The 25,268-nt window shown below is 42.0% G+C and carries 18 protein-coding genes; 6 read left to right on the top strand and 12 right to left on the bottom strand.

The genetic code is table 11. The features are described from left to right. Nucleotides 1–271 precede the first annotated feature (271 nt). A complete protein-coding gene (locus tag UYC_RS0118515) occupies nt 272–2,302 on the top strand; it encodes an ABC1 kinase family protein (RefSeq protein WP_016875828.1) in 2,031 nt (676 codons plus the stop codon). A gap of 14 nt (nt 2,303–2,316) precedes the next feature. Here the strand turns inward: UYC_RS0118515 and UYC_RS0118510 are convergent, their stop codons facing one another. Both UYC_RS0118510 and UYC_RS0118505 read right to left on the bottom strand, forming a co-directional pair. Next, nucleotides 2,317–2,760 (bottom strand): hypothetical protein, encoded by a 444-nt coding sequence (locus tag UYC_RS0118510; protein WP_016875829.1) that lies wholly within the window; start codon nt 2,758–2,760, stop codon nt 2,317–2,319. Between the two features lie 48 nt (nt 2,761–2,808). Further along, on the bottom strand, nt 2,809–5,820 hold the full coding sequence (locus UYC_RS0118505) for a valine--tRNA ligase (RefSeq protein WP_016875830.1): 3,012 nt from the start codon (nt 5,818–5,820) through the stop codon (nt 2,809–2,811). Between the two features lie 130 nt (nt 5,821–5,950). Between UYC_RS0118505 and UYC_RS0118500 the strand changes: the two genes are divergently transcribed. From UYC_RS0118500 to UYC_RS0118490, 3 genes are all read left to right on the top strand, one after another. After that, the gene (locus UYC_RS0118500; RefSeq protein ID WP_016875831.1) at nt 5,951–6,334 is read left to right on the top strand and encodes a GxxExxY protein; all 384 of its coding nucleotides are present in this window, start codon (nt 5,951–5,953) and stop codon (nt 6,332–6,334) included. Between the two features lie 159 nt (nt 6,335–6,493). Then, entirely contained in the window at nt 6,494–7,756 is a 1,263-nt protein-coding gene (locus UYC_RS0118495) for an AmpG family muropeptide MFS transporter (protein WP_026087533.1), read from the top strand. Nucleotide 7,757: 1 nt separating this feature from the next. Beyond that, nucleotides 7,758–8,732: an N-acetylglucosamine kinase gene (locus UYC_RS0118490; protein WP_016875833.1), complete on the top strand. Its 975-nt coding sequence runs from the start codon at nt 7,758–7,760 to the stop codon at nt 8,730–8,732. Here the strand turns inward: UYC_RS0118490 and UYC_RS0118485 are convergent. The 9 genes from UYC_RS0118485 to UYC_RS0118445 form a co-directional block, all read right to left on the bottom strand. After that, nucleotides 8,729–9,304, bottom strand: a complete 576-nt coding sequence (locus tag UYC_RS0118485) for a 2'-5' RNA ligase family protein (protein ID WP_016875834.1) — start codon at nt 9,302–9,304, stop codon at nt 8,729–8,731. The genes UYC_RS0118490 and UYC_RS0118485 overlap by 4 nt on opposite strands. Before the next feature lie 4 nt (nt 9,305–9,308). Beyond that, entirely contained in the window at nt 9,309–10,382 is a 1,074-nt protein-coding gene (gene dhaK, locus UYC_RS0118480) for a dihydroxyacetone kinase subunit DhaK (protein WP_016875835.1), read from the bottom strand. 72 nt (nt 10,383–10,454) lie between these two features. Then, a complete protein-coding gene (locus UYC_RS0118475; protein WP_026087534.1) occupies nt 10,455–11,051 on the bottom strand; it encodes an HMA2 domain-containing protein in 597 nt (198 codons plus the stop codon). 201 nt (nt 11,052–11,252) lie between these two features. Then, nucleotides 11,253–11,549 (bottom strand): DUF5132 domain-containing protein, encoded by a 297-nt coding sequence (locus UYC_RS0118470; RefSeq protein WP_016875837.1) that lies wholly within the window; start codon nt 11,547–11,549, stop codon nt 11,253–11,255. A gap of 71 nt (nt 11,550–11,620) precedes the next feature. Then, on the bottom strand, nt 11,621–13,876 hold the full coding sequence (locus UYC_RS0118465; protein WP_016875838.1) for a heavy metal translocating P-type ATPase: 2,256 nt from the start codon (nt 13,874–13,876) through the stop codon (nt 11,621–11,623). A 163-nt stretch (nt 13,877–14,039) separates the two neighbouring features. Further along, nucleotides 14,040–15,131: an HMA2 domain-containing protein gene (locus UYC_RS0118460; protein WP_016879609.1), complete on the bottom strand. Its 1,092-nt coding sequence runs from the start codon at nt 15,129–15,131 to the stop codon at nt 14,040–14,042. 77 nt (nt 15,132–15,208) lie between these two features. Next, nucleotides 15,209–16,450 carry an HMA2 domain-containing protein gene (locus UYC_RS0118455; RefSeq protein ID WP_016875840.1) on the bottom strand — a complete coding sequence of 414 codons (1,242 nt, stop codon included), beginning with the start codon at nt 16,448–16,450 and terminating at the stop codon, nt 15,209–15,211. A 94-nt stretch (nt 16,451–16,544) separates the two neighbouring features. Further along, entirely contained in the window at nt 16,545–17,078 is a 534-nt protein-coding gene (def, locus tag UYC_RS0118450) for a peptide deformylase (protein WP_016875841.1), read from the bottom strand. 253 nt (nt 17,079–17,331) lie between these two features. Then, nucleotides 17,332–18,516: an HhoA/HhoB/HtrA family serine endopeptidase gene (locus UYC_RS0118445; RefSeq protein WP_016875842.1), complete on the bottom strand. Its 1,185-nt coding sequence runs from the start codon at nt 18,514–18,516 to the stop codon at nt 17,332–17,334. 164 nt (nt 18,517–18,680) lie between these two features. On the opposite strand from UYC_RS0118445, the gene dnaA reads away from it, so the two are divergent. After that, nucleotides 18,681–20,060 (top strand): chromosomal replication initiator protein DnaA, encoded by a 1,380-nt coding sequence (dnaA, locus tag UYC_RS0118440; protein ID WP_016875843.1) that lies wholly within the window; start codon nt 18,681–18,683, stop codon nt 20,058–20,060. A 464-nt stretch (nt 20,061–20,524) separates the two neighbouring features. Then, entirely contained in the window at nt 20,525–21,694 is a 1,170-nt protein-coding gene (dnaN, locus tag UYC_RS0118435) for a DNA polymerase III subunit beta (protein ID WP_016875844.1), read from the top strand. On the opposite strand, the gene UYC_RS0118430 is transcribed toward dnaN, so the two are convergent. Beyond that, complete coding sequence (locus UYC_RS0118430; protein WP_016875845.1) at nt 21,684–25,004, bottom strand: GAF domain-containing sensor histidine kinase; 3,321 nt, start codon at nt 25,002–25,004, stop codon at nt 21,684–21,686. The two genes, dnaN and UYC_RS0118430, sit on opposite strands and share 11 nt — an antisense overlap. Between the last annotated feature and the right edge of the window lie 264 nt (nt 25,005–25,268).

Below are 25,268 nucleotides of genomic sequence, written 5' to 3'. Positions count from 1 at the left end.
AGCTTTTGAGCTTTTGCAAGCTACTCGGTTACCCCTGAACTAGCACGCCCATTTGGGTGTACCAAACCTAGTTTAATGTGACTTTTATCTAGTTAGATGAGGGCGATAGACTTTCTTAATGGCGATCGCGTAGTGAGCGATAAATTATCGTAGGTAGTAGATGTAAATCAAAATTGCATCTATTACTAGATTTATGCCTTGATCGAGAACCCAAGTTCTCAACATATTGTTACAATACTTAACAGTTCGACTCCGATGCGGTGGTAAGTTCATGAATGTAAAGACATCTTCCCCTACTTCCCTGCAAGTAGCTCCTGAAGCAGTAACAGAAGATACTGCAATAGTTTCTGTTGTGAATTTATCAGCGCTGGAGGAAGCCGAAACACATCAATCGCTAGCGATCGCCAAAACTGAACCGGAAGCGGCATTGCATTATGATCCTCTGGCGATCAAGTCTTATTATCAAAGCCGTCCTCTGCAAGTTTTGCAACGCATTATCGCAGTTTTGACACCAACGATTCGCTTCGCGTTGGGTATATGGTGGGATAGCAAACGGGGAATTGTCGTTAAAAATGATTCCCGCCGAGCAATTCAACTGCGAGAATTACTGACGAGGCTAGGCCCAGCTTATATTAAAATCGGTCAAGCTTTATCTACCAGACCTGATTTAGTTCCACCAGTGTATCTGGAGGAGCTAACTCAGCTGCAAGATAAATTGCCCCCCTTTGCTAACGAGATAGCTTATCAGTTTATAGAAGAAGAATTAGGCGCACCTCCCCAAGAAGTATATGCCGATTTGTCGCCAGAACCGATTGCTGCGGCTTCCTTAGGGCAAGTTTATAAAGGAAAACTTAAAACTGGTGAAGAAGTTGCTGTCAAAGTTCAACGTCCCGACTTGCGAGAACGCATCGCTATTGATTTATATATCCTCCGTCGATTAGCAGGATGGGCACAGAAAAACTTTAAACGCATCCGCAGTGACTTGGTTGGCATCCTTGATGAATTAGGCGATCGCATCTTTGAAGAGATGGATTACATTCACGAGGGAGAAAACGCCGAGCGCTTTTATCAGCTATATGGTCACATTAAGGACATTTACGTACCGAAAATTTACTGGGAATATACTAATCGTCGCGTTTTGACGATGGAGTGGATTAACGGTACGAAATTAACTGAGCCAGAAAAAATCCGCGCTCAAGGTATTGATGCCCGATATTTAATCGAGGTGGGAGTACAGTGTTCGTTGCGACAATTGCTTGAACATGGATTTTTCCACGCCGATCCCCATCCCGGTAATTTGTTAGCCACCACCGATGGCAAATTGGCATATCTAGACTTTGGCATGATGAGTGAAATTAAACCGCCACAGCGCTATGGTTTAATTGAAGCCATTGTCCACGTCGTTAACCGCGACTTTGAAGGTTTGGCACAAGATTATGTCAAGTTAGATTTTTTATCGCCAGATACAGATTTAACACCGATTATTCCAGCATTTGCGAAAGTATTTGCTAATGCTCAGGGAGCTAGTGTAGCCGAGTTAAATATTAAAAGCATTACTGATGAACTATCGGCTTTGATGTATGAGTATCCTTTCCGCGTGCCTCCTTACTATGCTTTGATTATTCGTTCTTTAGTAACGCTGGAAGGTATTGCTATTTATATAGATCCCAACTTTAAAGTCTTGAGTGAAGCTTATCCTTATGTTGCTAAAAGGTTGTTAACAGATCCCTCACCTGAATTAAGAGCATCACTACGAGATTTACTTTTTAAAGAAGGAAGTTTCCGCTGGAATCGCTTAGAAAATTTGTTACGGAATGCCCGTAGCAATCAAGACTATGACTTAAATTTAGTCTTGAATCAAGCAGTAGATTTTCTATCTTCTGAACGTGGCGCTTTCATTCGCGATCGCTTATTGGATGAAGTTGTCAAAAGTGCGGAAGCTTTGGGTAAAAATATTTTGCACAACTTTACCTATTTACTGCGGGAACGAGTTGGCGTCACAGCAATCAACGAAACTCCTGCCGCTACAGGCGAGCAACAGCAAACCTTGGAGCATATTAAGAGAATTTTGAATATTCTCCGTGAAACTCGTGGCTTTGATCCGGTGCAGCTAGCGCCGCAAGTTGCCCAAATGTTAGTAAATCCAGGTGTACAACGTTTAGGACAACAAATTGCTACTCAGTTGGCACAAAAAGCAGTTACTAGATTAATTCGGGAGTTATTGACAGCAGAGGAACTGGGAAAAAGTGAAGATACTAGGTTAGAACAACCGCCGAGAATTTCTTTGCCTGCAAAAGTGTAGCAAGTAATTAAGAGCTAACAGCCAGTACTATCACTTTTATTAGTACCGTTTTTCTCTCGTTTGAGACTTTCTTCTAAGGCTTGAATTTGTTCTCGACGAGCTTCCAATTCCAAACTGCGACGCGCCAAGTCTTGAGTTTGCAAAGTCAGGTTTTGTCGCCATTGTTCTGCTCGCTCTGTTTCTTGGCGCAAAAATTCAGGAGTGATGCCAGTAGTAAGGTAAGTTTTTACCATCTCCAGCACCCAGTTTGTGGCTTCTTCGAGCTTTTCAATGTCACCCGTAGGAGAAAGCTCGACTAAAACGAGCAATTTCTCAGCCAGATTTTTGCTCGTTCCCAGAAGAATAAAAGCTTCTTCTGGGATGATTGCCCATATATGTTCAGCTTCCTGCCGTGCCAACAACCGCAACTGAAGTTGATCTAAAAATTCATTTTTATGAACCTGGGCTAGATATAGCATGACCTTTGTTTTGTTGGTTGCGGCTCTACAAGAATTGGATACTTAAAGTTATGCTAACTGACGCAGGCGATCGCGCAAAATCTCCGCTTGTTTTTGGGCTTCTGCTAAAGCATCCCGCGCTCCTTGTACAACTTGTGCTGGTGCTTTATCCACGAAACTAGAATTGCTTAACCTCGCACTCAGAGAATTTACTTCTGCTTCTACTTTGTTAAGGCTTTTCTCTAGCTTGGTGCGTAGTGCCTCAATATCTACTACTCCAGCCAGAGGAAGTACAACTTGTATAGTACCCACAACTCCAGCAATCGCTTTTTCCGGTTCTTGTGGTTGTTGTGATTCTACCTGGGGCAGACTCTTGTCATTAGTTGTTTGGATCACCTTTGCAAAGAACTTTTGTCTAGCTTCAGTAGACAGCAAATAGCGGGCAATAAACCACATTGTATAACCAAGACCGACTATTTTAAAGAAAGTTCCGATCAAGGGAATATCATCAATGGCGTCGGCGATCGCCAGCCCAATTCTGAACAAGTAAATAGCTCCGATTATGGCTGCTATTTTTGCCCAACCAATCCGAGATGTTTGATTGGTAGATGTTTGTTGCTGTTGCTCACTAGCCGCGATCGTTAAATTCTCAACCTTTGCCAAATCTTTAATATAAGACTGCCCAGCAGTGAGAATTTGCCGTTCTTGTTCGCTATCACTTTGCAAATTCACAGTTACTTTCACACCTGGCTTCACATCCGCCTCAGCTCGCAAGTTGCGAATTGTGCGGATTGTATTAATCAGCAGTTCAAACTCCTCTTCCAAAGCCGAATCTATTAAATTTGTTTTCGCTTCTGGATAGGGTTGTAAAGACAAACTTTGCTTAGAGTCTGCGGCTTGTTGAGTGAGAGTATGCCAAATTTCTTCGGTGATGTGAGGCATAAAGGGATTGAGTAGTTTTAAAATCCCTTCCAAAACGTATGCCAGTGTTTGTTGAGCTACGCGCCGAGAAGCCGGATCGGCGTCTTTTTGCAGCCGAGATTTAACCAGTTCAATATACCAGTCACAAAAATCACCCCAAATAAAATCATACAAACCCTTTGCTGCTTCCCCCAATCCGTAATTGTCCATGTAATTATTGGTTTGTTGGACAACTTGGTTATAACGAGAGAGAATCCAGCGATCGCTTAATTCTGTAGCGGATGGTTCTCCCAATTGTTGCGGAGTTTGCCCATCCAAATTCATCATCACAAACCGCGCCGCATTCCAAAGCTTGTTAGCAAAGTTACGAGACGCTTCTACCGATGGCGATTCATCTGATTTGCGATTGTAGTCCAACCGTATATCTTGACCAGCACCGACTACCTCTTTAATCAGGGTATACCGCAAAGCATCTGTGCCATATTTATCCATCAACAACAATGGATCGATGCCATTACCAGCGGATTTAGACATCTTCTTGCCATTCTCATCCAACACCAAACCATGAATGTAAACATCCTCGAATGGCATTTGTCCAGTAAAATGTCCTGCCATCATCGTCATTCTGGCAACCCAGAAAAAGATAATGTCAAAACCTGTGACCAAAGTGCTGGTGGGGTAATATGTTGCTAAATCTTGCGTTTGTTCAGGCCAGCCCAAAGTCGAAAAAGGCCACAATCCAGAAGAAAACCAAGTATCCAAAACATCTGGATCTCGTTCTATCTTGACTCCTTCACCAAATTGAGACTTTAACTTTTCCTCAGCCTCAGCTTGATTGCGTGCCACTACAAACGGCGTATTATCAGTAATTTCACCACCCGTTTCGCTTACTGCGTACCAAGCAGGAATTTGATGTCCCCACCAAAGTTGGCGGGAGATACACCAATCCTTCAGTTTCACCAACCAATCACGATAAACCTTCGTCCAGCGTTGAGGCACAAACCGGGGAGAATTCTTCTGCTCAAGAAATTCCAGGCATCGATCAGCCATCGGGCGAATTTTGACAAACCACTGCGTTGACAGCAGAGGTTCAACGGGAACTTTACCGCGATCGCTATAGGGAACTGTGTGCTTATAATCTTCCACCTTCACCAAAAAGCCATCAGCTTCAAGGCGAGCAACAACATTCTTTCTAGCTACAAAACGGTCTTGTCCTTGAAATTCCCCGGCATTCTCATTCAGCGTGCCGTCCTTATTCATAATATTGATAAACGGCAGATTATGCCGTTGACCCATTTCAAAATCATTTGGATCGTGAGCAGGCGTCACCTTCACGCAACCCGTTCCGAAAGTGGGATCAACCAACTCATCGCCAATAATGGGAATTTCCCGATTCATAATTGGCAGGGTGACTGTTTTCCCAATCAAATTCTTGTAGCGTTCATCACTGGGATTTACTGCCACTGCTGTATCGCCTAGCATCGTTTCCGGACGGGTTGTAGCCACTTCCACATTACCCGAACCATCCGTAAGCGGATAGCGGAAGTGCCAGAGATTACCATTCACCTCTTTGGCTTCCACCTCTAAATCTGAAACTGCCGATTGTGACTCTGGACACCAGTTTACTAAATATTTTCCGCGATAAATCAACTCCTCTTCGTAGAGACGGTTAAAAGCTTCCGAAACAGCTTTAGATAAACCCTCATCCAGAGTAAAACGTTCCCGCGTCCAGTCTACAGAAACGCCTAAACGTCGCAACTGTCCGACAATTGTCCCCTTAGATTCTTCTTTCCACTGCCAAGCACGTTCTAGAAACTTGTCGCGCCCCAATTCGTAGCGAGTTTTGCCTTCTGCTTTGAGTTGCTTTTCTAGAACAGTGTGTACAGCGATGCTGGCATGATCGGTTCCTGGCAGATAAAGAGCATTGCGCCCTTTCATCCGGTGGTAGCGCACTAAAACGTCAATCAGGCTATTGTCAAAGGCGTGTCCCATGTGCAAACTGCCAGTGACGTTGGGCGGTGGAATGACTATGCAATAGGGTTTACCGCCTTTGTTTGGATCTGCTTTGTAAATCTGGTTTTCTTCCCAAAATTTTTGCCACTTTGCTTCAGTGGTAAAGGGTTCGTATTGACTAGGGAGGTTAGTAATTGTTGCGATCATGCTGGGAAATCTAAGTGTGGAAGGTTTCTAAGAAGGACTTTAATAAATTTTGCCACAGGGTTGGAGAGGGTTTTATGGGAACGAACCACAAAGGACACAAAGGACACGAAGAAAAAAGGATTTAGTAGAGATGAGACAGTTAACAGATGAGGTTGAGCAACTAGCTTATGCTGTGATTGGTGCCGCTATTGAAGTGCACAGAGTGTTGGGTTCTGGATATTTGGAGGAGGTTTATCATAGGGCACTACAAGAAGAATTTTTGCTGCGAGGAATACCTCATAGGTTTGAGCATCCAGTAGTAGTCACTTACAAGGGTCGTACAGTAGGTGAAGGCAAATTAGATTTTTTGGTTGGGAATTCTCTAATTGTGGAATTGAAAGCTGTCCAAAACTTAACCCCAATTCATGAAGCCCAAGTCCTCTCTTATCTCAAAATTACCGGATATCCTCTCGCCCTTCTCATCAACTTTAACGTTACTCTTCTCAAAGACGGCATCAAACGCATAATCCTTTAAATACTTTCTTTGGGACGGACATCCACTGCCTACGTCAGTGTCTTTCTCTTTGTGTACTTTGTGTACTTTGTGGTTCGTTAATTCATAAATATCTTGGTGTTCAATTAGTTGTTAAGGTATAAAAGAACTGCTTCACACTCTTTGCCTCTTTGCCAATTTATGACACAAAGAAGCATATCTCGTTCTCCTTGGACTTTTATCCCGACTTTATATTTTGCCTCTGGCATACCCTATGTCATTATCAACACTGTTTCTGTAATATTTTACAAACGAATGGGTGTAGATAATGTTCAAATTGCCTTGTGGACAAGTTTTCTTTATTTACCTTGGGTAATTAAAATGTTTTGGGGGCCTGTAGTAGATATTTACTCTACCAAAAGAACATGGATAATTACCAGCCAATTTGCTATGTTCTTTTGTTTATTTTTAGTAGCTTTTTCGTTACAACTGCCAAATTTCTTTTTTATCTCCTTAGCTGCATTAACCTTAGGGGCATTTATTTCTGCTACTTATGATATTGCCACAGATGGTTTTTATTTGCTTGCTTTAAACCTAGAACAACAAGCTTTATTTGTGGGAATTCGCTCGCTTTTTTATCGACTAGCTGTTATTTTTGGTTCTGGGATTTTAGTATTTTTAGCTGGTAATTTAGAAGTTTATCTCACAAATATTTCTGTAGCTTGGTCACTTACTATCGGTCTAGCTGCTTTAATTCTATTAATAGTTTTTATTTTTCATCGCCTAATTTTACCCTTTCCTGATGAAGATACTACCCATCAGCAAACAGCAAGAGAAAAAATCCCCTTTGTAAAGATATTTACCTCATATTTTACTCAAGAAAAGATTATAGCTATTTTAGCATTTATCTTACTCTATAGATTTGGTGAAGCAATGCTGGTTAAGATGGCGTCTTTATTTTTATTAGATAAACTAGAAGCTGGGGGGCTAGGTTTATCAACATCAGATGTAGGTTTAGTTTATGGTACTTTTGGAGTCATTTCTCTAATTTTAGGAGGTGTTTTAGGAGGTACAGTTATTTCCAAATACGGATTAAAAAAATGCCTTTGGCCTATGGCTATAGCTATGAATTTACCTAATATTTTTTATGTATATATGGCTTATACTCAACCTTCGTTGACATTGATATATCCATTGGTTTCTTTAGAACAATTTGGATATGGTTTTGGATTTACAGCCTTTAGCGTGTACTTAATGTATATTTCCCAAGGTGAATATAAAACCTCTCATTTTGCTATCTCGACAGGCATTATGTCTTTAGGAATGATGTTACCCGGATTAATTAGTGGTTATCTTCAACAAGCAGTCGGATATCCTATATTTTTTATTTTAGTTTGTTTATTCACAATTCCTGGGATGATTTCTATGTTGTTTATTCCTTTAAAGGAAGGAACCAACAAGTAATATGAGTTATGTGTTAGGCATAGATGGTGGAGGAAGTAAAACAGTCTGTATCTTGATGAATGGCTCTGGAAAAGTTTTAGGACGTGGTGAAGCTGGAGCATCTAATTATCAAAGCATCGGTGTTGAAGCAGCTTTAACATCAATTCAATGTGCAGTTAACGCAGCCGTAATTGAAGGATTAAAGTTAACAGATACTATTAAAATTGAAGCTATTTGCTTTGGTTTAGCTGGTGTAGGTCGTTCTCAAGATAATGAAGTAGTAAAAAATATTTTTGAAGAGTTAAAAATTAGTCAATTTTTACCTATTCATTGGGCAGTAAGTCTATCTAATATCGTGATTTGTAATGATGCTCTGATTGCTCTAGTAGGCGGAATTGGTAATGATGTTGGAATTGTAGTTGCCGCAGGAACAGGTTCTATAGTTTTTGGGCGAAATTCTCAGGGAGTAACTAAGCGAGTTGGTGGTTGGGGTTATATTTTAGGGGATGAAGGTAGCGCCTATAAAATTGCTGTGGCTGGTATGCAAGCTGCATTAAAATCTTATGATGGGCGTGAGATGTCAACGAGAATTATAGAAGATTTGAAGCAACATCTTGGTTTATCAAACATAGAAGATTTAATAGAAGTAATCTATCAACGAGGATGGGGTGTGAAAGAAATAGCGGCTTTGGCACCAATTATTGATGTTGCAGCCGCAGAAGGAGATGAAGTAGCAAATAAAATTATTAATGAGGCTGTAGAAGAACTAGTTCAAGCTACTTCTACAGTTATAAATGCTATTTTTAGCCCAAGGGAATTTATCGAAATAGTAACAACAGGAAGTGTGTGGCAAAGTAAATGCAAGATGCGGGAAAGATTTACAGCATCTATTGTCACAAAATTTCCTGCCGTGAAGGTGATTTTACCAAGGCATGAACCTGCTTATGGGGCTTGTTTATTGGCGTTAAAGAAGTTAGTAGGTGAAAAGGAAATTTAAGAGGCGATCGCCTTTTCGTTCTGAGCAAAGGGAAACTCGCTTTTAATATTCCAGCGCTTGCCGTCGTGAAACAATAACGTTAAACTGTTTGCAGTAAACTCAAAATAAAACTCCCGCTTTTCAAATTCTGGCCAAGCAGCTTTAAAGTTCTGTTTTGTTAAGTCTTTAAATGCCACTGTCATGTGGGGAGCAAAGGGGCGAGTTTTAGAAACTTTATCAAAAATTCCCAGTTTGCTTTCTAGATGCGCCATTAAATTAGCTTGCAAAGCCAGGAGTTCTGGACTTCTAACTACATTAATATATATGACACGAGGTACAAAGGCAGCATAACCATTTAGGGTAATTGCTACTGCCTTGTGCTGACTGGCAAATTCTTGCAAACATTCTTCTAATGCTGGCACGTTTTCATCTGCCCATTCAAAAGGTGGTTGCAGGGTAATATGAGGTGGAGATTTTTGGGCGTGCCGACTAGCGTACTTATCTGCAAAGTATTGCTTAATTTGGTTGGCGTAGTCTTGAATTTCTTGTGGTGGTAGCAGGGCGATGAAAAAGAGGTGTTGTGTTTTCTGCATAACCCTAAATTCCCCATCGCCAACTTGGTGTTTTAACAGGTGCATCCCACAGCCGAATCATTTCATCATCGAGCTTGAGTAGGGTAATTGAACAACCTTGCATTTCCAAGGAAGTTATATAAGCACCAATCAAGTTTCGTACTATTTGCAATCCATGCTTTTGACAAATTTCTGCTAGTTTGCGGTAAATAATATAAAGTTCGGAAACAGGAGTGCCACCCATACTATTCACAAAAGCTAGCACGCGATCGCCTTTTGCAAAAGCTGGATCTATTAGTTCTACATCCACCCATTCGCCTTTATTGTCATCCCACTCCCGTACTGTACGATTATAGGATTTATCTTCAATAATCGATAGCGCCAACATCTCAGCTATCTCATTTGCTGATTTTATACTCATGCGCTCTCTTCCGGGTTCACCGTGAATGCCGATACCCATTTCGATTTCTTGATGACTAAGCTCAAATGTCGGCGTACCTTTGGCGGGTACGGTGCAGGAAGTTAATGCCACGCCCATACTCTTTCCGTTCAGGTTAACTCGCCTGCACAAATTAGCGATCTGCTGCAAGTCGTATCCTTGCTCGGCTGCGGCTCCACAAATTTTTTCTGCTAGTACTGTAGTTCCGACACCACGACGCCCTTGCGTATAAAGACTATCTTTTACCGCTACGTCATCATCAATTAAAATATTCAGCACCCGGATACCCTCACTCTCGGCTAACTCGGTTGCCATCTCAAAATTCATCACATCGCCAGAATAATTTTTGACGATGTATAAAATACCAGAGCCACCATCCATAGCCTTCGCCGCAGCTAGCATCTGATCGGGGGTGGGTGAAGTGAATACTTCTCCAGGGCAAGCAGCATCGAGCATTCCCATCCCCACAAAACCAGTGTGCATTGGCTCGTGCCCGCTACCACCTCCAGAAATAATTGCTACCTTGCCTTTGATGGGTGCATCAGCACGATAGACAAAGTTGGGATCAAAATTTACCTTGATTAAATCTGGATGAGCCGCTACCATGCCTTCTAAACTTTCGCGCACAAAGTCTTCTGGCTTGTTGATTAGTTTTTTCATCCTCTCGCCCTCCCTTTTGAAGGTTATACTTCCTTCCTGCTTTCAAGTTACTCTATTTGGGAGGCATCAGTTTTACTCATTTGTAGACTGGGATTGATTTGTACCGTGCAATTTAATAAAACTATCAAAGGCATACCATGCCAAAACATACCAGGGAATTATTTCTAATTGCAGTCCCTTAGCAACTAACTGTCGAATTGAAAGCGTAGCAAGTCCTAAAGGAAAAAGGAAGCGCAGATCTACTACACCGTTGGTTGCTTCTTTGACTCGTCTATTCAAATCGACAACTACATCGGATACTTCTGCTGCTACTTCAGATTTTCCTCCTCTAGTTTCAGCAAAACCTGCAATATCAGCGAAAATTACGCCTAAATCCTGTAATGTAGTGACAACATTTTTGAGGCTATCCTCATTACCATCATGCTGGATAGTAATACTTCCGTTATGAGAATTCATCCGTACCTGACTAATGTTAGGCTGGGCTTCTAAAATTTTGACCATATGTTGCATTTTCGCTTTGCAACGTTGGGGTTGAGCAACTCTCAAACGCAACCGCCCTGGAGTATTACTTACAACTTTTGTCAATATTGGTTTAGATGGCTTTTCTAAGGCTGTTTCCTGCATACTTTTTGAGATGTAGCTAAGGTTGCCATAACCATTTTTCCACACGTCACCACTCTCCTTAGCAATTACAAATTTCATCAGAATTCAATAAATTCTCGTTACCAGGTTAAACCTAGTAACGAAAACTAGAGCTAAAATGCTCTCTCAAAAATCCAAATTCAGAATCCATTGCCTGAATTATAATTTTGAGGACGGGTAATTTACCCATCCCAGCGATTAAAAATTCACAGCTATGGTTGTTGAAGTTTAGGCTCCATTGTCTCCATTATCAACACCAGCTTCAACGGCTGGCAGTTGCTTTGCTTCGGCGAGTTCTGCTCTTGCTTCAGCGACAATGTCTTCCCAGGTTTCACCCAACTCTGCAAAGGCTCCTCTGCTCTTTTCGTAGATGCTAATTCCACCTTTAATCAGGGTTTTGGCTATGGGTTTACCTACTCCAGCTACGACTGGAATTACTACAGGTGCTAAAAGGACTGCACCAATACCGGCTATAATTCCAGGTGCGCCAGCTTCTTCAACAAAGTCAGTTATTTTGGGTGCCATAATTCTTTACCTCACGTAAATCAGTAAATTCCACTAAAACTCTCTATCATATGTCAGTAAAGATAGATATCTCATCTTACTGCTGGTAGAGTTTTTATTTTGCGGCTTTTCAAAACAGGACGCAAACCGTTTACTCCTGCAACCACTGTGGAGCCATTGTTGACTACCGTTGCTGCGAGGGGATTTAAGCCGAAGAAAACGGCGATCGCCAATGCAGCTAGGTTGGGAATGGCAACAATACCCGTGTTTTGCTGAACCAATTGCTTGGTTTGGCGGGCGATCGCGATCGCTTCCAATAAACCATGCAAGTCATTCTTCATCAGCACTAAGTCAGCTGTTTCACGGGCAATATCGGAACCGTTGGCAAAAGATACAGAAACATCGGCGTAGGCTAAAGCTGGCGAATCATTGATACCATCGCCAACGAATGCAACAGTCTTTCCTTGCTCGTGCAATTCGCGTACAACTGTTGCTTTTTGTTCGGGAAATGCTTCTGCGTGGGTATTACTTGGGCTAATACCAAGTTGCGCGGCTACAGTGCTAGCAGTGCGCTTGTTGTCTCCGGTGAGCATGTGCACTTCTACACCCTCGACCGTCAACAGTGTGTTAATGACTTCCCGGCTTTCAGGACGGAGCAAGTCACAATATTCTATTATACCTTGAAGTTCGCCGTTGGTGGCAACATAAATTGCAGAAGCGGGTTTGTGTTTTCCTTCTAATCCCGACAGATCCACATTTTTGTGACGCAGAAAACGCTTGCTGCCTACATAAACAAGCTCTCCATCAATCTCTGCTTGTACGCCCAAGCCAAGTTGATAATCCCACTTGCTACGCGGCAAAATTTCTACGTTGTGTGTTTCGGCATAACGCATGACTGCCTCTGCAACTGGATGAGTCAAACGCTGTTCGGCGGTAGCTGCTAGTTGCAGTACCCGCATACTTGAAATTGCTGGATTGAAACTCTCAACCCTGACTACTGCTGCTTCACCTTTAGTTAAGGTGCCTGTTTTATCAAAGACGACAGTATCTACCTGTGCTAGTAGCTCTAACGCTCTGCCACTGCGAATCAGAACACCACGCTGGGCTGCATGGGTAAGTGCTGCCAAAACTGCTGTCGGCACAGACACTCGAATCCCAGTCGCAAAATCGAGGCTGAGAATACTAGCTGCACGCGCCGGGTTGCGGGTTATGGCAAGTACTGCCCCTCCTAGTAACAAAGTTGGCAATACTGCTTTCTCGGCAATTTTCACCGCATCGTTCCCCATCCGGGTATCGTGAACTGGGGCTTGTTGTAATAACTGCAAGCTTTTCCCAGCCTTAGTATCGTTGCCGATTCCTTCTGCCAGGATATAAATTCTTCCTTCCCGCACTAAGGTAGAAGCAAATACTTGTTGCCCCTTGGTTTTGAAAACAGGCACGGATTCGCCAGTTAGTTTTTGCTCATCTAGCAGCGCTTTACCTCGCAGGATTATACCGTCAACGGGTACTTGTTCTCCGGGATAGACAATGACTGTATCCCCACACTGTACTTCTTGGATGGAAATTTGTTGCTTCTCGCCGTCTCGTTCTACCCACACTAACTGCCCTAAAGAACTTAATAGATCCAGGGTTTGCTGTGCCGATGAACGAGCTGTGCGATCGCGTATCTTCTCGCCAATCTCAATTAAACTCAGCATCAATGCTGGCGTGATAAATTGACCTTGGAAGGTGGTAATGGCGATCGCAATCAAATCCAAAAAGTCTATATTCAGTTTTCGCTCTACAATTATTCCCTTCCAAGCGCGTTGGAAAATTGGCAATGTAGCAAGAGTAATGGTTCCTACCATCAACATTGATGGAATGGGTAATCCCAAAGGCCCACCCAACACGGCTAAGGTGGTAATAGCACCAGAAAGTTGTACTCCCGGCCAAAATTTCTCTGTTTGTTCCGTTGTTTGCAGTGTTGCAGATTTGAGAACAACAAGCTCACCAGCCGCCTGGATTAAATGGCTGAGATGATGGCGTAACTTGAATTCTGAAACTTTTTTGGGGTTGTAAGTAATAGCAACCGAGGCTGCCGCAGGCTTGAGCCGGATACTTGTAACTAGTGCATCTGCTTCTAGCAGAATTTGGAGGCGCTGTGCATAGCCAGGATCGTAGCGCAAGCGCGGCACTTGCAAGCGGATTCTGCCTGTAATGGCATGAACAACACTGTGAGTAACTTTCGGAAGATGGGTGCGTGAGTGTGTGTTGAGTTCGACTAAATGAGCTTTCCCATTCTTTTGAGCCGCTGTCACTTGAGACAATTGACTTGCGGAGGATGGTAAACCCACCTTAACTTGTACCATTGCTTCTCTCTCATACAGATGATTGTTGAACTTAAGGCGACAAGAAGGCTATCCAGTTCGACAAGGATAGTGAAAAGAGCAAAAGATTCCCCATCCTGCTAGACTGGCTAGATGTCTTCAGGTCTTGATTTGTGAGTTGTGAAAGGCTGATAGATATATGCAGTTAGGCGATCGCGCTGATGCTCGCATCTTGAAGCAAACTCACTAAATGCGATATTGCTGCTTCCATAACACTGCGTTTCTGATTTTGAGTCTTCAGATTGAACGCAGATTTATATGTGATCACAATTGATGCGCAACAGCGATTTACTCGTTCGCTAATTACCGTTGGATCTGCTTTGAGCAAAGCTTCCAAACGTTGCACGTATTTCGGATCTTGGGCAATCCGAGGCACGTGAAATCTCACTCGTCCCAGAATTGAGTGAGCAATGCTATAAGCTAACTTTGCTGGCTGCTTTGCTTGCTCTTTTGTTTTTACTGGAGGAGTCACAGATTGAGAGCGAGACGAGGACACGGAATGGTTGGCACTAGAAGAAACGGGGGGAGTTTTTATTTTCTCCTTGGTTTTTTTCGTGCTTGTTTCCTTGTCTTGCTCTTGTCTACTTTTGGTTTTACTTGCAGTTTGTTTGGGAGTTGGTTCTGCAATTACTGAATTACGCTCAGACTGAATCAGATTGATTAGATGCGATCGCATTTCCAAATCTGACATTATCCCAGACTGATAAGTTACCACAATCGAGCCAGCAGTGTTATTTACTTCCACTTTTGTAACTGAACTCTCTGCCTTCAGCAACGCTACCAGTCTTTGACTGTATTCTGGTTCTTGGGTGATGCGAGGTACGCAAAATCCCACTTGCCCTGGAATGGCATGAGCAATACTATAAGCTACTTTGTCTTGCTTTTGCTTGATTTTGGTTTGATTTGCTACTGAATGTGGAAAAGCTGGTTGTATCTGTGCTTTTCGATCTGCAATTAATGCATCGCTAGCAGCATGAATCAGATCGATGAGATGCGATCGCATCTCAAAATCTGACATGGTTCCAGGCTTGTAGGCGATCGCGATTGAGCCAGCAGTGTTATTAACTTGTACTCTCGTAACTAAATTTTCTGCCTGGAGCAAGGCTACCAGCTTTTGACTGTATTTTGGTTCTTTAGTTATGCGAGGTACACAAAATCCTACTTGCCCTGGAAGCGCATAAGTAATGCTATAAACTTCCTTCGACGACCGCTTCCCGACATAATTTGTATCGGGCATAACAACTGCCTGGGTTTTTTTTCTCTAGCAGTTGCCAATTGCAATTGCGAAATCGATCCAACCATTACTTTCCCTCCTCAGTCGGGGCCTGCATTTAAAGGGAATTTCGCCATAAAGGCGAGAGCATAAGACAAAGCAGGTGTTTTGAAGTTACTCCATAAAGTAGATGCTTCTGGAGTGATTTCTTCACTTGCTGTCTTTAGTTCTTGAGATTGAGACAGTTGACTAACTTCCTCTTTTGAAGTTTGCGTTGCTGTTGCAAATTCTTGAGGTTGATAATACTGAAGTTCTTGTTTTGGTGTATGCTCTGCTGTCTTAATCGGAATTACCTGAGGCACAGTTTGATCGGCCAAATTCATTAAGCCAACCCAGTGAGATACTGGAATGTTACTTGGTTGATAGGCGATCGCTACTGATACCGCATCACAATTTACACGCACGTTTGTGACTTGGGGATCGCTTTTAAGCAACTTTTCCAGTCGTCGTGCATAGGCGCGATCAAAGCCGATCCGAGGTACGTGTAACCGCACACGCCCTGGAACTGAATGAACAATACTGTAAGAAATCTTTGCAGATTGCACTGCTAAATTATTAGCCCTGTTTACAGTATTTGTTGCAGAAATTTCCTGTTTGAAAGCTGTTGTTTGCTCCACTTTTTTTAAAGAAGCCTCAGTATTTACCTGGCTTTTTTTTGCCGAAATAGTATGAAGTTGTTTGTGATTTTTGAATGCCGATATTTGCGGCTGTATATAGTCAATCACGCGACGGGTTGCATCTGCTGTAATCATGTATACAGGAATTGATACCAATCCGCTGATTCCTAATGCACCTGTTACTCCTAGTCCGGTAAACAAAGGAATAAAAGATATTCCCTGTTCTGTCCAAAAATCTACAGATTTCCAAGCAGCAAAAGGATCTGTATGATTTGCGGAATCAGACGAATTTTGCTGTCCAATTCCAAATTCCTCAAGTACCGCCAGTATCTGAGACAAGGACACTTGATTTTCATCAAATGTAACTACTAAGCTGCTAGTTTGCTGATTGATAGCAACTTTCTTGACTCCCTTTTGCTGTCGTAAATGCTCAGAGATACTATGTAGTGTCGAGTTATGACTACCGTCAGTAGCGCGAATACGCACACGCCCTGCCGTTGCATGGACGACTTTCAAACTACCAAACATTGGTTGTGTTGGTGAATGCACAGATTCCTTGCCAGTGTCATTGTTTGCTTCATCGCTGTGCTGTTGAGCCAAGATTAAGTCAGACAAGATTTGTGGCGGATGACCTAATCTCCCGCGACTACTAGTGGTCTTTGTCATTTACCCGATAACGACCTCAAGCCAAAAGGTTAACATTAGATAAAATGTAACTTACTTTTCCGGATGTTGTATAGTTCTTTAGAAATATTTATTGTCAAATATTCTTAACAATCATTTTTTGATACTCTTGCTCAGTAATAATATCTAGATTGCTTTCCAGCCGATCTAAAAATACTAACCCCTCAAAATGGTCATATTCGTGCTGAAATATCCGAGCGACAAAATCGGTTAGTAGTTTTTTTTGCAACTTGCCATTTCTATCCGTGTACTCAATTTCTATTGCTTGGTATCTGGGTACTAATCCTCTGATGCCCGGAATACTTAAACAACCTTCCCAACCTTTGACAACTTCAGTGGAATGATTAATGATTTTGGGATTAATCATGGCAGTAGGTTCCATCTGTGGGGCGTTAGGATACCTGGGGTTGGGGCGAGAGGCTACAATCATCAAGCGGTACGATTGAGCGACTTGCGGTGCAGCAATGCCAACACCATTAGCCGCGATCGCTGTGGCAATTAAATCATCAATTAATTTTTGAATCTTCTCGTCTTGGATATTTTCAATTACAGCTGCTTTTTGCCGTAAGCTCGGATTACCTAATTGAATTACAGAAAGTTGTTCAGCCATAATAAAATTTATCTTTGATATATGAAAATGTTTATAAAACGAACCACAAAGGGCACTAAGAACGCGAAGACGCGGTAGACGCAGAGCGGATAGAAGTAGGTACGGCTTCCCGCAGGGTAGAAAGAGAAAAATTAAGAAAATAAAAAATAGGTTTATCCATAACAATCACCTTGACAGACTACTACTTACAAGAGTTACGAGTGATGGATTTTATGCTAAGTCCTCACTCCTAACTCTAACTTTTATAGTTCAACTAACCTTCTCGTTGAATTGGTAAAGGCGCTGGTCTAACGGCTACTTGTTGAGTTTGCCCATTACGCTGTATTTGTAATTGTAAGGGAATTCCTATTTTACTGTTTTCCACTAGCTTCTGCACTTCTTCTATGTTGGCAACAGATTGATTATTGATGCTTTGAATTACATCACCCTCTCGCAATCCTGCTGCTGCTGCTGGCGAACTTGGCACAACATCGATTAATAAAACGCCGCGATCGCTTGTGACATTAAGTCCTAATCTATCTTCTATTCTTTCCTTTAGTTCTGGCGTCAGCGTCACCATTTGAATACCCAAATAAGGGTGATCTACTTTGCCGTTGGCAATTAATTCCTTGCCAATTCGTTGTGCTGTGTTGATGGGAATAGCAAATCCTAATCCTTGAGCACCTTGGAGGATAGCGGTATTCATACCAATAACTTCACCGCGAGCATTTAGTAAAGGCCCGCCGGAATTACCGGGGTTAATCGCAGCATCGGTTTGAATGTAATCGACACGCTTATCGCTAGCACCAATAGCACTGCTAGAACGACCGGTAGCGCTAATAATACCAGAGGTTACAGTATTATCTAAACCCAAAGGATTACCGATCGCAATCACTGGTTCTCCTGGTTGTAAAACCTCGGAATTGCCCAAAGGAATCGTCGGCAAGTTATTTGCATCAATTTTAATCACAGCTACATCAGTGATTGGGTCTTCACCCAGCACTCTTCCGTCAAAAGTACGGCCATCTTTGAGCCGAACGGTAACAACATCAGCACCATTGACGACGTGAGAATTAGTCAAAATTTGACCATTACCACTGATAATAAATCCAGAGCCGCTACCTCTTTCTACTCTCGGTCTAGAGCGAGATGGTAAATCTCCAAAAAAGCGCCGAAAAAATGGATCGCTAAATTCATCTGGCGAGCGAGACATTATAGTCCTAGCAGCATCGATCCTAACTACAGCAGGCCCCACCTTTTGCACAACTTTAACTACAAAGTTAGGATCTCCAGAAGATTGGAAAATGGGGGGAGGAGCAGGAGCAGCGATCGGCGTATTAATTGGGTTTTGAGTTTGAGGGTTGGGCCTTTGAGTCTCCAAAGTGTTGATGGGTAGGGAACAGCCCCCAACAGATACCACTACGCCACTCAGTAGCACGAACAGTAAATTTGTCTTCATCGGTCTTCGCTTCTCCGTGTGAATCCTTGAGTGGTAGGATATTGCCTACCAGGAAAGTCCAAAAAAGATAACAACCTAAAGCTCATCCCTGGTCTAGAGTACATTTTGCTAAATTGGTGCTTGCTTAATATTATTGTGACGGTTACCAGCAAAGGTGGTAGATCATGACAATTCCCATAGAAAGCCTGTGGAGTCAAGTTCTGGAGCGATTGCAGCTAGAGTTGTCTCGCCCCACCTTTGAGACTTGGATCAAAACTGCTAGTGCCGAGCGGTTAGAAAATAATTGCTTAGTGATTCGTACTCCTAATCCCTTTGCTCGCAATTGGTTGCAAAAGTATTACATTAAAACCATTGCCAATGTCGTTCAAGATATTCTTGGCCATCCTGTGGGAATTTATATTACTGTTGCCCAAGGTGAAGATGTCTCTCAATTCAATGAACGAGAAACTAGTTGGGTAGTACAAACTCAAAATAGTATTGCTGAGAACACGGCTAAAAATAGACCAAAGGCTACAGACTTAAATCCCAAGTATGTATTTTCTCGATTCGTGGTGGGAGCTAACAATCGCATGGCTCACGCTGCATCCTTGGCAGTTGCCGAATCTCCAGGCAGAGAATTTAATCCCTTATTTTTGTGCGGTGGCGTGGGTTTGGGAAAAACTCACCTCATGCAAGCGATCGGACACTATCGCCTAGAAATTTATCCTGATTCAAAAATATTTTATGTCTCTACCGAGCAGTTTACTAACGATTTAATTACTGCCATTCGTAAAGACAGTATGCAAAGTTTTCGCGAACATTATCGTGCTGCTGATGTAATTTTAGTGGATGACATCCAGTTTATTGAAGGTAAAGAATACACCCAAGAAGAATTTTTCCATACTTTTAATACTCTACATGAAGCTGGTAAGCAAGTCGTGTTAGCTTCTGACCGCCCGCCAAATCAAATTCCCAGCCTGCAAGAACGTTTGTGTTCTCGATTTTCGATGGGACTAATTGCTGATATTCAACCACCAGATTTAGAAACTAGAATGGCAATCCTCCAAAAAAAGGCTGAGTATGAAAATATCCGTCTGCCGAGGGATGTAATTGAGTATATTGCTTATCATTACACTTCCAATATTCGAGAACTAGAAGGAGCATTAATTCGGGCGCTGGCATATATTTCGATTTGGGGCTTGTCTATGACGGTAGAAAATATTGCCCCAGTTTTAGAGCCGCCAATCGAGAAAGTAAACACAACCCCAGAAGCAATTTTGACGATTGTCGCCGAAGAGTTGGGTGTGACAATTGACGACTTAAAGGGTAACTCGCGACGACGGGAAATTAGCTGGGCACGTCAGATTGGAATGTATCTCATGCGACAGCATACGGAGCTAAGTTTGCCTAGAATAGGAGAAGAGTTTGGTGGTAAAGATCACACAACCGTAATGTACAGTTGTGAAAAAATGGCTCAATTAAAACAAACAGATCAAGATTTAGCCCAAACTATTCGTAAATTGAGCGATCGCATTAATATAACTAGCCGTTCCCACAAAACATAAATTGAAAAACTCTTGATAGTTTTCCACAACCAAAGTTGTATTTTTTTAAGTAAAGTATAAAAAAATATTAAGAGAACATTACCTTGTGGAAAAAATCATGATTTTTTGTGGAAAACTCCCACGCAATCTGTGGAAAACTTCATGATTTTAATCAATAATAACTACGGCTGTGGAAAAATACTCTGGTTTTTCCACAGGTTTTCCACAGGTAGACACTTACAAAATAATCAATCAAATAAACGTATATCACATTTTCCACAATTTCCACAGTAGAAGAGGACAAGGATCAGGGGAGACAAGGGGAATGAAGAAGACACGGGGACAAGGGGAATTGTGAATCAGGTTCGATCTCCTCGTCTTCATTTCTCTTTGCGTCACCGCGTCTTTCCCTCTCCGCGTCTTCAGGGTGAACACAATCTGACACAAGGGTGCTACCATATCCAACACACAAGCTGAATCCGACCATGAAATTAGTTTGCACCCAAAGCGATCTGAGTACTCATCTTTCACTAACTAGCCGTGCTGTACCGACACGTCCAACTCATCCGGTACTTGCTAATGTGCTCTTACAAGCAGATGCTGAAACTAACTCTGTTAGCCTCACAGCGTTTGATCTCAGCTTGGGTATCCGCACCAGTTTTAGTGCTGAGGTTTTAGAAGGAGGAGCGATCGCTTTACCTGCTAAACTCCTCAATGATATTGTTTCCCGTTTGAGCGAGGGAGAAATTACTCTGGATGCTCAATCATCCCCCGACTCAGATAATTTACCAGGCTATAATGGTTTAATTGTTACACTTACACCTAAGAGCGGACGCTATCAAATCCGGGCTATGGGAGCGGAAGAGTTTCCGGAACTACCTATGATTGAAGATACTCAAGCTACGGAGTTTAGAGTTGATGCCTTGATAGAGGGTTTACGGGGATCACTGTTTGCTACCAGTGCTGATGAAACGAAACAGGTACTCACTGGCGTGCATTTAACAGTTAAACAAGATATTCTCGAATTTGCTGCTACTGATGGACATCGCCTCGCAGTTGTAGAGACTACAAATGATAGTCCGGATGCAAGCGGTGAAGATAGCCTAGAGGTAACAGTGCCAGCAAAGGCTTTGCGCGAACTAGAGAGGTTGTTAGCGCATAGTGCTGTATCCGAAGAACCAGTAGCCTTATATTTCGATCAAGGTCAAGTTGTGTTTGAATGGCAAAATCAACGCTTGACTAGCCGCACTCTAGAAGGACAATATCCCGCTTACCATTTACTCATCCCTAAGCAATTTCAGCGAGAATTAATTTTGGATCGACGACAATTTTTAAGCGCTTTAGAGCGAATTGCTGTCTTCGCCGATCAGAAGAATAATTTAGTTAAGCTTTCAATTGACAATGCAGCCCAAGAAATCACCTTATCTGTGGAAGCTCAAGATGTAGGTAGTGCGATGGAGTCAATGCCAGCACAAGTTTCTGGAGAAGATTTAGACATTGCTTTTAACATCAAGTATTTGATGGATGGCTTAAAAAATATCCAATCTTCGGAAATTCAAATGCAGTTAAATACAAATTTGACTCCAGTCATTTTTAAACCACTGGGTGAGTTGAAGATGACTTATTTAGCTATGCCGGTACAACTTAGGACTTAGACTTAATCGCAGATTGTGACATGGGAATTTCGATCCAAAATTCTGTGCCCGCTCCTGGCTGTGAGTGACATTTAAAGACACCACCGTGCTTATCGACAACGATTTGGTAACTGATTGACAATCCCAAGCCAGTACCCTGCCCTACTGGCTTAGTGGTGAAAAATGGATCGAAGATGCGTGCTAAGGAATCTTTTGGTATTCCTGGGCCGTTATCGGCAATGCGAATTACGACACTGGGAATATTGTCGGGGAAAATTTCACCAACAGCTGTTTTAATTTTAATTTGAGGGGAATAATTTTCTGATCCAGATTGCTTGTGCTGCTCTAAGGCATCAAGGGCATTGCTCAAAACATTCATGAAGACTTGATTGATTTGTCCGGCATAGCACTCAACTAAGGGAAGATTGCCATATTCTTTAACGATGTTAATAGCAAAACTGTCAGCTTTGGCTTTAAGGCGATGCTGTAAAATCAGCAGTGTACTGTCAATTCCTTCATGAATATCAACCGGCTTCATTTCGGCTTGATCAAGTCTGGAGAAATTCCTTAAAGATAGGACAATCTGCCGGATACGCTCGGTTCCAATTTGCATCGAAGATAGGATTCTCGGTAAATCTTCGACAATAAAATCTAAGTCTATCTCTTCTGCTCGCTCCAAAATATTCGGATTAGGGTTAGGGCAAGACTGCTGATAGAGAGCCAGCATCTCCAGCAAATCCCCAGTATATTCCTTGATATGACTGATATTGCCATGTATAAAATTAACAGGATTGTTGATTTCATGAGCAACACCTGCTACCAGCTGACCCAGTGAAGACATTTTCTCGCTTTGAATCAACTGAGTCTGCATTTGTTTCATATTTTGCAAAGTTTGAGCAAGTTGCTCTGTCTGCTGTCTGGTTTGATTTAGTAAGTCAGCTTGCTCCAGGGCGACAGACAGTTGCGCTGCGACTTGGGTAACAAACTGCATTTCTGAAAGCTGCCATTGGCGGGTATGGGCGCACTGGTGAATGCACAATAAGCCCCAGAGTTTATCAGCTTTAGCTATTGATACAACTAAATTGGCTTGGATCTGAAGTTGATCCAGCATTTGCACGTAACAAGAATTCAAATTGGCGTTGTGAATATCAGCGATCGCATGAACGCTTCCCTGCCGATATAAAGCAGCATACTTTTTCTTAAAGCAGTTATCTTGGATTTTTAAGGTCAAAGCAGAAGTGAACTCTGATACGACATCTTCTGAAACAATTTCACCTTCATCAAATTCAGAATCAGGATCGAAGCGATAAATTACAACTCGATCGGCATTTAAAGAGCGACGGACTTCACTAACAGTAGCTGCAAACATTATATCTAGGTCAAGTGAACCCCGCATCTTAGCCACGACTTCAAAAAGTATTTGCTGTTGCTGTGCCACCTGTCGTAAATTGATCGCCTGTTGTTGTGTTTGCGCAAGTAATTCAGCTTGCTGTAATGCTACCCCTAGTTGAGCTGCTATCTGAGTAATGAAGTTAACTTCGTTGTCTTTCCATTCGCGGGAATTGGAGTGTTGATAAACTGTCAGCAAACCCCAAAGTTTTTCTCCAACAAAGATGGGAGCAAGTACAAAAGCTCGAATCTCATATTGCTCCAAATTGTCGATGTGACACTGAGCAAAACCCATTTTGTAAATGTCATCAACTGCAAATGTTTCGTTGTGACGGTAGCGCCCTCCTTCTGTATCTTGTAAATAGGTATCATTCCAAACCGTATTTACACCTAATTTAGACATACCTGACCAATTGGGACTAGTAATTTCAAAATCACCTACAAATTCACCACCCCAATCAGGATTGAAACGATAAACAGAAACGCGCTCAACTCGTAGTAGGTGACAAACCTCTTTGGTGGTTGTTTGAAAAATGGTATTGGCATCAAGAGACTGGCGAAATTTGGCGACTACTCCAAATACAGCTTGTTGTTGTTCTGTTACCTGCTGTAGTTGGTTCATGCGTCGTTTGACTTGCTTTTCTAAATCGGTATTTAAGGCTTGCACCTGTTGATAGAGTTCATACTGCTGAATTGCTGACGCAAATTGTTTACCAATTTCTCTTGCCAGTTCTATCTCTTCAACTGTCCATTGCCGAGCTTGGGCTTGTTTTGATTCGCGCCAAACTGCAAATGATTGACGGGGGAAACTTTGCCTCTCATCTGGATCAAAGTGCCCAGCCCATAAGGTTTCTGTGTCTATTTCATCTCGAAAAATGCTTAGATAACCTATTAATTGCTGACGGTAGTGGAGTGGGATGATTAGAATGCTGCGAATTTTAGTTTCACCAAAAGCAGCTTGTAAGCTTCGCAAACTGGAGATTTGATAAATATCTGAAATTGCCCAAACGTCGTATTCACAACCTTTGTAATGTTCTTGCCAGACGTTATATTGCTCTATAAGCGGATATATAGTTTGTTCTGGAATTGTAGGTTGCTGTCCACAAATATAAAGCTTGAGACAATCGCTTCCAGGTATTAAACACTCAACTAAACTTCTCGTATTGGCATTTTGGAAATTAGAAGTGTCATATCTCATGCACAACCTGCCACCAGAACCATTAAAGGCAGCAACGGTTGCTTCTAATGCCGATTGTAATGCAATTGTTGGTAGCGAATGCAATAACGAAGCGACACGGTTAACGATCGCTTCCCGTTCGGCTTTTTCACGGGCTTGAGACAGCAGACTACTGTGGGCGATCGCAATTGAAAGTTGATCGACTACCAGCTGTACTACTTCGATTTCATCTTCTGTAACTTGACGTGGTTGGGAATGATGGGATACCAGCAACCCCCAAAGCTTCTCCTGATGTAGTATCGGCGTGACAAGAGAAGACTTTACCCCCATTGCTGTCAAATATTCTACATGACAAGGGTCTACAGGACGATAACAAATATCCTCTGAGCTAAATTCTCCAGTTTTCACGTCACGTACTGGACTTTGACCGATCTGCTGATTGTTAACATCAACAACCGAGCGCACCCGTAACTTCAAAAATAATTCACGGGCATGGGGCGGAATATCATCAGCAGGAAAATTTAAACCTAACAGTGACGGTAATTGATTATCATTTATAGATTCAGCAATTACCTGACCGCTATCATCAACATTAAACTTATAAATCATCACTCGGTCTGTACCGAGAAATGAACGTAATTCTGCCACTGTTGTTGTGAGAATCTCTTCTAAGTCTAGTGACAGACGAATACGGTTAATGATGCGACGCATCAAGTTTTCTTGTTCAAAATTTACCCGTAAATTTAATTCTTGAGATATAGTCATTTTTTTGTCAAATTCAATTATTAGCTAGATAACTAGCGGTACTAAAAAGTATTGTTCAATTTGTTTAATATGTTTGTCTTCCGTAGGATTACCAAAAACATCCTTTATAATTTATTTATAAATCTCAAGTAAATACTTTTAATATATGTTTATCAAGCGTAACATTCTAGTAACAAAAAAGATATTTATAAAATAAAATCTGAATATAAATCATTTTCTTAGCTGCTAAGTAAATCAACATCAATAAAAATCAAAACACAGATC

Origin of the sequence: Chlorogloeopsis fritschii PCC 6912, assembly GCF_000317285.1 — a bacterium.
Classification (GTDB): domain Bacteria; phylum Cyanobacteriota; class Cyanobacteriia; order Cyanobacteriales; family Nostocaceae; genus Chlorogloeopsis; species Chlorogloeopsis fritschii.
This window is presented reverse-complemented; position numbering and strand designations above follow the sequence as displayed.

Bases quoted from the DNA above. Each gene is read 5' to 3' on its own strand.
- UYC_RS0118515 (WP_016875828.1), top strand. From the start codon at position 272: ATGAATGTAAAGACATCTTCCCCTACTTCCCTGCAAGTAGCTCCTGAA.
- UYC_RS0118510 (WP_016875829.1), bottom strand. From the start codon at position 2,760: ATGCTATATCTAGCCCAGGTTCATAAAAATGAATTTTTAGATCAACTT.
- UYC_RS0118505 (WP_016875830.1), bottom strand. From the start codon at position 5,820: ATGATCGCAACAATTACTAACCTCCCTAGTCAATACGAACCCTTTACC.
- UYC_RS0118500 (WP_016875831.1), top strand. From the start codon at position 5,951: ATGAGACAGTTAACAGATGAGGTTGAGCAACTAGCTTATGCTGTGATT.
- UYC_RS0118495 (WP_026087533.1), top strand. From the start codon at position 6,494: ATGACACAAAGAAGCATATCTCGTTCTCCTTGGACTTTTATCCCGACT.
- UYC_RS0118490 (WP_016875833.1), top strand. From the start codon at position 7,758: ATGAGTTATGTGTTAGGCATAGATGGTGGAGGAAGTAAAACAGTCTGT.
- UYC_RS0118485 (WP_016875834.1), bottom strand. From the start codon at position 9,304: ATGCAGAAAACACAACACCTCTTTTTCATCGCCCTGCTACCACCACAA.
- dhaK (WP_016875835.1), bottom strand. From the start codon at position 10,382: ATGAAAAAACTAATCAACAAGCCAGAAGACTTTGTGCGCGAAAGTTTA.
- UYC_RS0118470 (WP_016875837.1), bottom strand. From the start codon at position 11,549: ATGGCACCCAAAATAACTGACTTTGTTGAAGAAGCTGGCGCACCTGGA.
- UYC_RS0118465 (WP_016875838.1), bottom strand. From the start codon at position 13,876: ATGGTACAAGTTAAGGTGGGTTTACCATCCTCCGCAAGTCAATTGTCT.
- UYC_RS0118460 (WP_016879609.1), bottom strand. From the start codon at position 15,131: ATGCCCGATACAAATTATGTCGGGAAGCGGTCGTCGAAGGAAGTTTAT.
- UYC_RS0118455 (WP_016875840.1), bottom strand. From the start codon at position 16,450: ATGACAAAGACCACTAGTAGTCGCGGGAGATTAGGTCATCCGCCACAA.
- def (WP_016875841.1), bottom strand. From the start codon at position 17,078: ATGGCTGAACAACTTTCTGTAATTCAATTAGGTAATCCGAGCTTACGG.
- UYC_RS0118445 (WP_016875842.1), bottom strand. From the start codon at position 18,516: ATGAAGACAAATTTACTGTTCGTGCTACTGAGTGGCGTAGTGGTATCT.
- dnaA (WP_016875843.1), top strand. From the start codon at position 18,681: ATGACAATTCCCATAGAAAGCCTGTGGAGTCAAGTTCTGGAGCGATTG.
- dnaN (WP_016875844.1), top strand. From the start codon at position 20,525: ATGAAATTAGTTTGCACCCAAAGCGATCTGAGTACTCATCTTTCACTA.
- UYC_RS0118430 (WP_016875845.1), bottom strand. From the start codon at position 25,004: ATGACTATATCTCAAGAATTAAATTTACGGGTAAATTTTGAACAAGAA.